General features: G+C 71.3%; 8 protein-coding genes. 1 reads left to right on the forward strand and 7 read right to left on the reverse strand.

Going from position 1 to position 8,186, the window contains the following annotated elements; genetic code table 11:
* From ACFE86_RS19680 to ACFE86_RS19705, 6 genes are all read right to left on the reverse strand, one after another.
* A partial coding sequence (locus ACFE86_RS19680; RefSeq protein WP_375457016.1) for a class II 3-deoxy-7-phosphoheptulonate synthase occupies positions 1–1,333 on the reverse strand: 1,333 nt, incomplete at its 3' end.
* Between the two features lie 127 nt (positions 1,334–1,460).
* On the reverse strand, positions 1,461–1,706 hold the full coding sequence (locus ACFE86_RS19685; RefSeq protein WP_375457022.1) for an RNA polymerase sigma factor region1.1 domain-containing protein: 246 nt from the start codon (positions 1,704–1,706) through the stop codon (positions 1,461–1,463).
* A gap of 166 nt (positions 1,707–1,872) precedes the next feature.
* A complete protein-coding gene (gene gor / locus ACFE86_RS19690) occupies positions 1,873–3,258 on the reverse strand; it encodes a glutathione-disulfide reductase (RefSeq protein WP_375457017.1) in 1,386 nt (461 codons plus the stop codon).
* Between the two features lie 113 nt (positions 3,259–3,371).
* Positions 3,372–3,947, reverse strand: a complete 576-nt coding sequence (locus ACFE86_RS19695; protein ID WP_375457023.1) for a DUF2059 domain-containing protein — start codon at positions 3,945–3,947, stop codon at positions 3,372–3,374.
* A 71-nt stretch (positions 3,948–4,018) separates the two neighbouring features.
* Entirely contained in the window at positions 4,019–4,732 is a 714-nt protein-coding gene (gene rpiA, locus ACFE86_RS19700; RefSeq protein ID WP_375457018.1) for a ribose-5-phosphate isomerase RpiA, read from the reverse strand.
* A 157-nt stretch (positions 4,733–4,889) separates the two neighbouring features.
* Positions 4,890–5,351, reverse strand: coding sequence for a hypothetical protein (locus tag ACFE86_RS19705; protein WP_375457019.1), 462 nt, complete (start codon positions 5,349–5,351; stop codon positions 4,890–4,892).
* 141 nt (positions 5,352–5,492) lie between these two features.
* Between ACFE86_RS19705 and ACFE86_RS19710 the strand changes: the two genes are divergently transcribed.
* The gene (locus ACFE86_RS19710) at positions 5,493–6,176 is read left to right on the forward strand and encodes an HAD family hydrolase (RefSeq protein WP_375457020.1); all 684 of its coding nucleotides are present in this window, start codon (positions 5,493–5,495) and stop codon (positions 6,174–6,176) included.
* Here ACFE86_RS19710 and ACFE86_RS19715 read toward each other — a convergent pair.
* On the reverse strand, positions 6,167–8,186 hold a 2,020-nt coding region (locus ACFE86_RS19715; protein WP_375457021.1), incomplete at its 5' end, for an efflux RND transporter permease subunit. The genes ACFE86_RS19710 and ACFE86_RS19715 overlap by 10 nt on opposite strands.

The following is an 8,186-nucleotide window of genomic DNA, read 5'->3' on the forward strand; positions in this document are numbered from 1 at the left end:
TGACCAGCTCGGCCGTGCGGAACGCCACCTCCAGGGCCTGCTCCGCGTTGAGGCGTGGATCGCAATAGGTGTGGTAGCGGTCCTGCAGGTCGTCGGTCGTCAGCGCCCGCGCGCCACCGGTGCACTCGGTGACGTCCTTGCCGGTCATCTCGAGATGGATGCCCCCCGGCACCGTCCCCTCCGCGCGGTGGACGCCGAAGAAGTCTTCGATCTCCTGCATCACCCTCTCGAAGGGCCGCGTCTTGTACCGGCCGGCCGAGATCGTGTTGCCGTGCATCGGGTCGCAGACCCAGACGACGCTGCGGCCTTCCCGCTCGACCGCGCGGACGAGCCTCGGCAGATGGTCGCCGACCTTGTCGGCGCCGAACCGGCAGATCAGGCTCAGCCGGCCGGCCTCGTTGCCGGGGTTCAGGATGTCGGCCAGCCGGATCAGGCCATCGACCTCCATCGAGGGCCCGCATTTCAGGCCGATCGGATTGCGGATGCCGCGGGCATACGCGACATGGGCATGGTCGGGCTGACGGGTGCGGTCGCCGATCCAGAGCATGTGGCCTGAGGTGGCGTACCAGTCGCCGCTCGTCGAATCGATCCGCGTCATCGCCTCCTCGTAGCCGAGCAGCAGCGCCTCGTGGCTGGTGTAGATGTCGGTGGTCCGCACCTCCTGGTGCGTCTCGGGGTTGATCCCGATGGCGCGCATGAAGTCGAGGGCTTCCGTCATCCGCTCGGCGACGTCGGCATAGCGCGCGGATTGCGGGCTGTCCTTGACGAAGCCCAGCATCCACCGGTGCGAGTTCTCGAGGTTGGCGTAGCCGCCGGTGGCGAAGGCGCGCAGCAGGTTGAGCGTCGCCGCCGACTGCCGGTACGCCTCGATCTGGCGGCGCGGATCGGGGATGCGCGCCGCCTCGGTGAAGGCCAGCCCGTTGACGATGTCGCCGCGGTAGCTCGGCAGGCTGAGCCCGTCGAGGGTCTCGGTCGGCGAGGAGCGGGGCTTGGCGAACTGGCCGGCGATGCGCCCAACCTTCACCACCGGCGATCCACCCGCGAAGGTGAGCACCAGCGCCATCTGCAGGAAGACGCGGAAGAAATCGCGGATGTTGTCGGCCGAGTGCTCGTCGAAGCTCTCCGCGCAGTCGCCGCCCTGGAGCAGGAAGGCCCGTCCGTCCGCGACGCGGGCGAGCGCGGCCTTCAGCTTGCGCGCCTCGCCGGCGAAGACCAGCGGCGGGAAGCTCGCGACCTGGCTCTCGACCGCCTCGACGGCGGCCGGGTCCGGATAGGCCGGCACCTGCTGGATCGGCAGGCCGCGCCAGGTCTTCGGTGTCCAACGCTCGCCCATCGTCAACTCCCACGCACCGCTCGGCGCCTCGTCCCCGCGCGGCGATCCTTCGCGCGAAGCGCGGCTTATAGAGCGGTTTTTCCGGGGGGGCGAGGTCGGTTGCGCGCGGATCGGGTAGGACCGGAGGTCAGCTCTCGCCGTCCTCGACCTCGATGCCGTGCTCGGCCAGGACCCAGAAGATCGCCTCCAGATCCTCGGCGGAGACGTCGCGGGGCGGCAGCGACGCTTCCAGGTCCTCGTAGGTCAGGCAGCGGGTGCGCCGGGCCGCGGCCTTGGCGAGCAGCGCCGCGATCGCGCCGCGGATGTCGGGGGCGAGCGCATCCTGGCCCGGCAGGCTCGTGGCGAGGGCCGGCCGCAGGGCATCGGCCAGCATGCCGTCGATCACGACCTGCCGGCGTGCCTGCGCGTCGCCGCGCCGGGCCGGTTCGCCCGTCTCAGGATTCCGCCTGCCGATCTGTCGCCTGCCGGTCTGTCGCTTGCCCATCGGCCTGATATGGCCCGGCGGAGCCCGCCGTCGAGGGCCGGCGCGGGACCGATCCTCAGCCGGCGGCCACCGAATGCTTGGTCACGGCCGGCACCCGCAGGGTGACGAGTTCCTCCGACGCCGTCGGATGGACCGCGATGGTGCGGTCGAAATCCGCCTTGGTCGCGCCCATGGTCACGGCGATGCCGACCGCCTGGATGATCTCGCCCGCATCGTGGCCGAAGACGTGGACGCCGACGACCCGGTCGGTCGCGCAATCGACCAGCACCTTCATCAGGATCGTCTCGTCGCGCCCCGAGAGCGTCGCCTTCATCGGCCGGAAGCGCGCTTTGTAGACGTCGATCCGCCCGAAGGTCGCGCGCGCCACGTCCTCGTTGTGGCCGACGACGCCGATCTCGGGCGTCGAGAACACCGCCGTCGGGATCAGGCGATGATCGACGCAGGCCGGCTTGCCGCCGAACACCGTGTCGGCGAAGGCGTGGCCCTCGCGGATGGCGATGGGCGTGAGGTTGGCGCGGTTGGTGACGTCGCCGACGGCGTAGATCGAGGGCACGACGGTCTGCGAATAGGCATCGACAGGGATGGCCCCGGCCGCATCGGTCTCGATGCCGACGCGGTCGAGGCCGAGGCCGGCCACGTTCGGCCGTCGCCCCGTCGCCATCAGCACCTGATCGGCCGTGATCGTCCCGCCGTCGTCCAGCGTCGCGACGACGGCGCCGTCGCCGCGCTCCAGCTTGTGCACGGTGCGGCCGAGCCTCAGCGTCATCCGCCGGGCGTAGGCGTCGCCCAGCGCGTCGCGGATCTCGTCGTCGAAGCCGCGCAGCAGGCGGTCGCCGCGATGGAGCAGCGTGGTGCGGCTGCCGAGGCTCGCGAACACGCCGGCGAACTCGACGGCGATGTAGCCGCCGCCGACGACGAGGATGCGCTCCGGCAGGCTCTCCAGCGCGAACACCTCGTTCGAGGTGATGGCGAGGTTCGCACCGGGGATCGCCGGCTCCTTCACGGGATGGGCGCCGACCGCGACGAGGATGACCCTGGCGCGGACCCGCTCGCCGCTGCCGACGAGGCGGACGGTGTGGGCGTCCTCGATGACGGCGCGCTGCGGCACGACCGCGACGCCGGCCCGCGTCAGGTTGGCGTCGTAGATGCCCTCCAGCCGCGCCACCTCGGCGTCGCGCCCATGCTTCAGCACGCCCCAGTCGAAGCGCGGCGTGTCCAGCGTCCAGCCAAAGCCTTTCGCGTCCTCGAATTCGTCACGGAACCGCCCGGCATAGACCATCAGCTTCTTCGGCACGCAGCCGCGGATCACGCAGGTGCCGCCGACGCGGTACTCCTCGGCGAGCGTCACGCGGGCGCCGTGGCCGGCCGCGATCCGGGCCGCCCGCACCCCGCCGGAGCCGCCGCCGATGACGAACAGATCGACGTCGTAGGTCTCGCTCATGGTGTGGTCCCGTCGGGCACGGAAGGGGTCCGGAAGCCGGCATCGCGATGCCCCGTGATGGCAGCGGCGAGGCCGGCCGTCCACCACGCGGCCGTGCGGACGGCGCCGGCCGCTCACTGCATCTGATGGCCGCGCTTGCCCATCTCGGCGCGGACGCGGACCATCACGTATTCCGAGACGTCCTGCGTCCAGGTCTGCATCGCCTGCACCATCTCGTCGAGCACCTGGGGCTGGCTCTCGACGTACCGCTTGCCGGCGGGTGAGCGGAAGAAGGCCGCGATCTCCTGCAACTCGGGCTCGGCGAGCTTCGTCGCGTAGATGCGCGCGGCGGTGTCGAGCATGCGCTGCTTCTGCAACTCCATCTCCGGCGCCAGCGAGACCAGCACCTCGTCGAGGTCCTTGCCGAGGTCCGGCCGCGTCACCGTCTGCTGCTTGATCTGCTCGGCGAAGGCCGGGATGATCGAATCGAACGAGCGCGCGATGCCGGAATTCAACATCACCTCGCGGGCCAGCGCGAGGTGGTTCGCACCGAGCGCCGGGGCGGGTGCCGCGGCCGGCGTGGCCGGGGGCGGCGCCGGCTTGGCCGCAGGCGGCTTCTGCGCGGGCGGCTTGGTCGCCTGCGCGCCGGCCGATCCGGGTGCGGCGGCGACGAGACCCGCCAGCAGGACGGGGATGATGCGGCGGGACAGGACGGGCATTCCGGACGTTCCAGGCTTGAGGATAAGGGACGACGGCCGCGCCGTACGCGGCGCGAAGGCGGTCATGCAAGGCTGCCGATCACCGTGATCTCGGCGCGGCCGTCGCGCGCCTCGGCGAGGATCGCCGCGGTGGCGATGCCGAGGAACAGGCCGTGCTCGACCACGCCCGGCACCGCCCAGAGCAGTGCGGAGAGGCGCTCGGGATCGGGGATGCGCCCGAGGCGGGCGTCGAGGATGCGGTGTCCGCCGTCGGTGACGAGGACCGACCCGTCGGGGGCTTCGCGCAGGGCGACGGCACCGGCGCAGCCCGCGCGCTCGATCGCCGCCGCGACGCCGATGCGGGTCGCGGCGAGGCCGAAGGCGTTCACCTCGATCGGCAGCGGAAACGCCCCGAGCGTCGCGACGTGCTTGGTCGCATCGGCGATCACCACCATGCGCCGGCTCGCGCAGGCGACGATCTTCTCGCGCAGCAGCGCGGCGCCGCCGCCCTTGATCAGGCGCAGGTCCGAATCGACCTCGTCGGCGCCGTCGATGGTGAGGTCGAGCTGCGGCAGGTCCTCCAGCGTCGCGAGCCGGATTCCGGCCTTCCTCGCAGCCGCATGCGTCGCTTCGGAGGTGGGCACGCCGACGACGTCCAGACCCGCGCGCACGCGCTCGCCGAGGAGGTCGACGAACGCGGCCGCGGTCGAGCCGGTGCCGAGGCCGAGCCTCATCCCGGGCTCGACGAGGTCGAGGGCGCGGGCCGCGGCCGCCCGGCGGAGATCCGGACCGCTCAAGGCGCCGTCCCGCGGTCGATGCTCGGTGATGGGCGCATGCGAAGGATGCCGATCTGTCCCAGTGGCGTGCGGCTGCCCCTAACATGCCGACCGTTCAGCCGGAAAGGCACCGCGACGGCCAAGCCCGGCGTTCGGGGCCGCGCCCGGTGCGGAGCCATCAGGGCCGGCCGCCTTGCGGCGGCGTCGCACCGGCCCCCGCGCGGCCCGGAACCGCGCCGACGAGCGGCGCCTCGGCCGGGTTGGTCTGCTGGGTGCAGACCACCTGCTCCTTCTTCACCAGCACGAAGCAGATGCTCATCTCGCCGGTGCGGTAGTTGACCCGGAACACCCCCGCCTCGCGGGTGTGGCGCGTCGCGACGAGGCCGTATTCGGACGGGGGCTGCGCGCCCGCCCCCTCGCCGGCGGCGAAGCACACCGTCAGGCCGATGCCGCCGCCGCCCTCCTGCAGGCCGTACTGGCACGAGGTGACCTCGCCGGTGACTTTGTCGACCCGGTACATCCGGTTGAGGTCGGCCTGCGGCGCCGGTACGAACTCGAAGGAGGCGGCGCGCGCCGCGGCGGGCGCGAGCAGGCCGGCGCAGAGGGCGAGGACGGCGAGGACGGGCGGACGGATCGTCATGGGCGGTCCCGGCGGGATGACGCCCCTCCTTTCCGCGCGGTTTCGGGCAAGTCTGGGGCGCCGGCCTGATACCGGGCACCTTGCCCCGCCGTCGCCCGGCCGGTAGCGAGGACCCATCCTTCCCGCCCCACGGAACACCCGATGTCATCGCTGCCGAAGATTGCCGTGTTCGACCTCGACGGGACGCTCGCCGAGACGGCGGGCGACCTGATCGGGACGCTGAACGTGCTCCTCGGGCGCGAGGGCCTGCCGGACCTGCCGCTGGCCGAGGCGCGCGAACTGATCGGGGCCGGCGCGAAGGCGTTGATCCGCCGCGGCTTCGAGGCGGCCGGCAGGGAGCTGAGCCGGGAGAAGCACGAATCGCTCTTCGCCGACTTCCTGGCGCATTACGGCGCGCATCTGTGCGACCGCTCGCACCTCTATCCGGGCGTGGTCGCGGCGCTCGACCGGCTAGAGGCCGACGGCTTCCGGCTGGCCGTCTGCACCAACAAGGTCGAGGCGCACGCCGTCGACCTGCTCGACCGACTCGGCATCGGATCGCGCTTCGCCGCGATCTGCGGGCGCGCGACCTTCCCCTACAGCAAGCCCGACCCGCGCCACATCACCCTGACGATCGCGCAAGCCGGAGGCGATCCGGCGCGCGCGGTGATGGTGGGCGATTCCCGCGCCGACATCGACGCGGCCAAGGCCGCCGGCATCCCGGTGGTCGCGGTGACCTTCGGCTACACCGACACGCCGGTGGACCAGCTCGGCCCAGACCGGGTGATCGCGCACTTTTCGGAATTGCCCGGCGCGGTGGCGGAGCTCGTCCCGTCTCAGGCATAATCTTCGGGCGTCTTCACCGTGCCGGCGCGCAGCAGCGTGTAGAGGAACGGCACGAACAGGAGCGTCGCCGGCGTGCCGAAGGCGATGCCGCCCATCACGGCGCGCGCCAGCGCCGCGTTCTGCTCGCCGCCCTCGCCGGTGCCGAGCGCCATCGGGATCAACCCGAGGAACATCGCGCCGGCGGTCATCAGCACCGGGCGCAGCCGCGTCTCGCCGGCGAGCAACGCCGCTTCGATCGCCGAGCATCCGGTGGCCTCGCGGTGCTCGCGGGCGAAGGTGACGAGCAGGATCGAGTTCGCCGACGCGATGCCCACCGACATGATCGCGCCGAACAGCGACGGGATCGAGAAGGTGGTGCCGGTGATGAACAGGCTCGCCACGATGCCGCAGAAGGCGAGCGGCAGGGCGGCCAGCACCACGAACGGGTCGCCCCAGCTCTGATAGTTGACCGCCATCAGGAGGTAGACCGCGATCAGTGCGATGTTCAGGCCCACGCCCAGCCGCAGGAACGCCGATTCCATGTTCTCGATCTGACCGCGCACGACGATCCTGTCGGGGGCGGGCAGGCTTTTCTGCTCCTCCTCGACGATGGTGCGGATCTCGCGCGCGACCGAGCCGAGGTCGGAATCCTGCACCGCGGCGTAGACGTTGTAGGTCGGCTGGGTGTTGACGTGGTTGACCACCGTCTGCGTGCCCTGTCGGCGAAAGGTGGCGACGCTGGAGAGCAGCGTCAGCACGCCCGGCTGGTCGGCGTTGGCCTGCACCAGCAGCGGCGTGTTCTGGAGGGCGGTGAGCGAATCGTTGCGGTATTCCGGCGTCTGCACCCAGAGCTGGTAGGGGATGCCGGTCTTCGGATCGGTCCAGAAATTCGGCGTCACCTGGAAGGAGCCTGACAGCGAGACGTTGAGCCCCTGCGCCACCTGCTGCTGGGTCAGGCCGAGTTCCGAGGCCAGCCGGCGGTCGACGTCGACGAAGAACTGCGGTGTGCCGACGACTTGGTGGAGATGCACGTCGACGGCGCCGCGAGTCTCCTTGAGGCGGCGGACGATGGTCTGGGCGACCGCGAGGTCCTTCTCGGCGTTCCGTCCCGAGACCTGGATGTCGATCTGCGCCAGCGTGCCGAAGTTCAGGATCTGCGTGATGATGTCGGAGGGCTGGAAATAGGCGACCACGTCGGGGAAGCGCTCGCGCAGCACCTCGCGCAGGCGCTTGGTGTAGGCCAGCACGTCGCCGTGGCCCTCGCGCAGGTTGATCAGCATCTGCCCGTCGTTGTAGCCGACGAAGGAGCCGTCCGAGAACGCGAAGTTGTAGTTGTTCGAGGGCAGGCCGATGTTGTCGAGGATCTGCTCGATCTCGCCCTCCGGGATCACCTCGCGCACCGTGCTGCCGACGGCGGCGAAGACCTGCTCGGCGGTCTCGATGCGCATGCCGGGGCGGGTGCGCAGGTGCAGCGTGAGCTGGCTCGAGGCCACCTGCGGGAAGTAGTCGCGCCCCACGAAGGTGAACAGCCCGGCGCTGCCGAGGAAGACGAGCGCGACGGCGGCCAGCGTCGCGAGGCGGCGGCGCACGACCACGTGCAGCAGGCCGAGATAGCCGCGCTGGAAGCGGGCGAACCGCGCCTCGAAGCCGTGCCTGAAGCGCCCGGCCACGCGGAACAACGGCCGCCCGAGGAGCCCGAGCGCCCGCGCCACGCGCCCGCGCCGCGGCGGCTCTGCGCCGCCCCCGTGGCGCTCGGCGTATTCGCGCGCCACCAGCACGTCGATCAGCACCGGCACCAGGGTGCGCGAGAGCAGGTACGAGGTCAGCATCGCGAACACGACCGCGAGCGCCTGGGGCGTGAACAGGTATTTCGGCGTGTCGGCGAGCGCGAACACCGAGACGAAGGCGGCGCAGATCGACAGGGTCGAGATCAGCGTCGGCTTGGCGATGCTGGCGGCGCCCGCCACCACGGACTTGCGGAACGGCTCGCCCTCCTCGAACAGGCGGTAGGTGTTCTCGATCGCCACCGTG

It is taken from the genome of uncultured Methylobacterium sp. (assembly GCF_964244095.1).
Classification (GTDB): Bacteria; Pseudomonadota; Alphaproteobacteria; order Rhizobiales; family Beijerinckiaceae; genus Methylobacterium.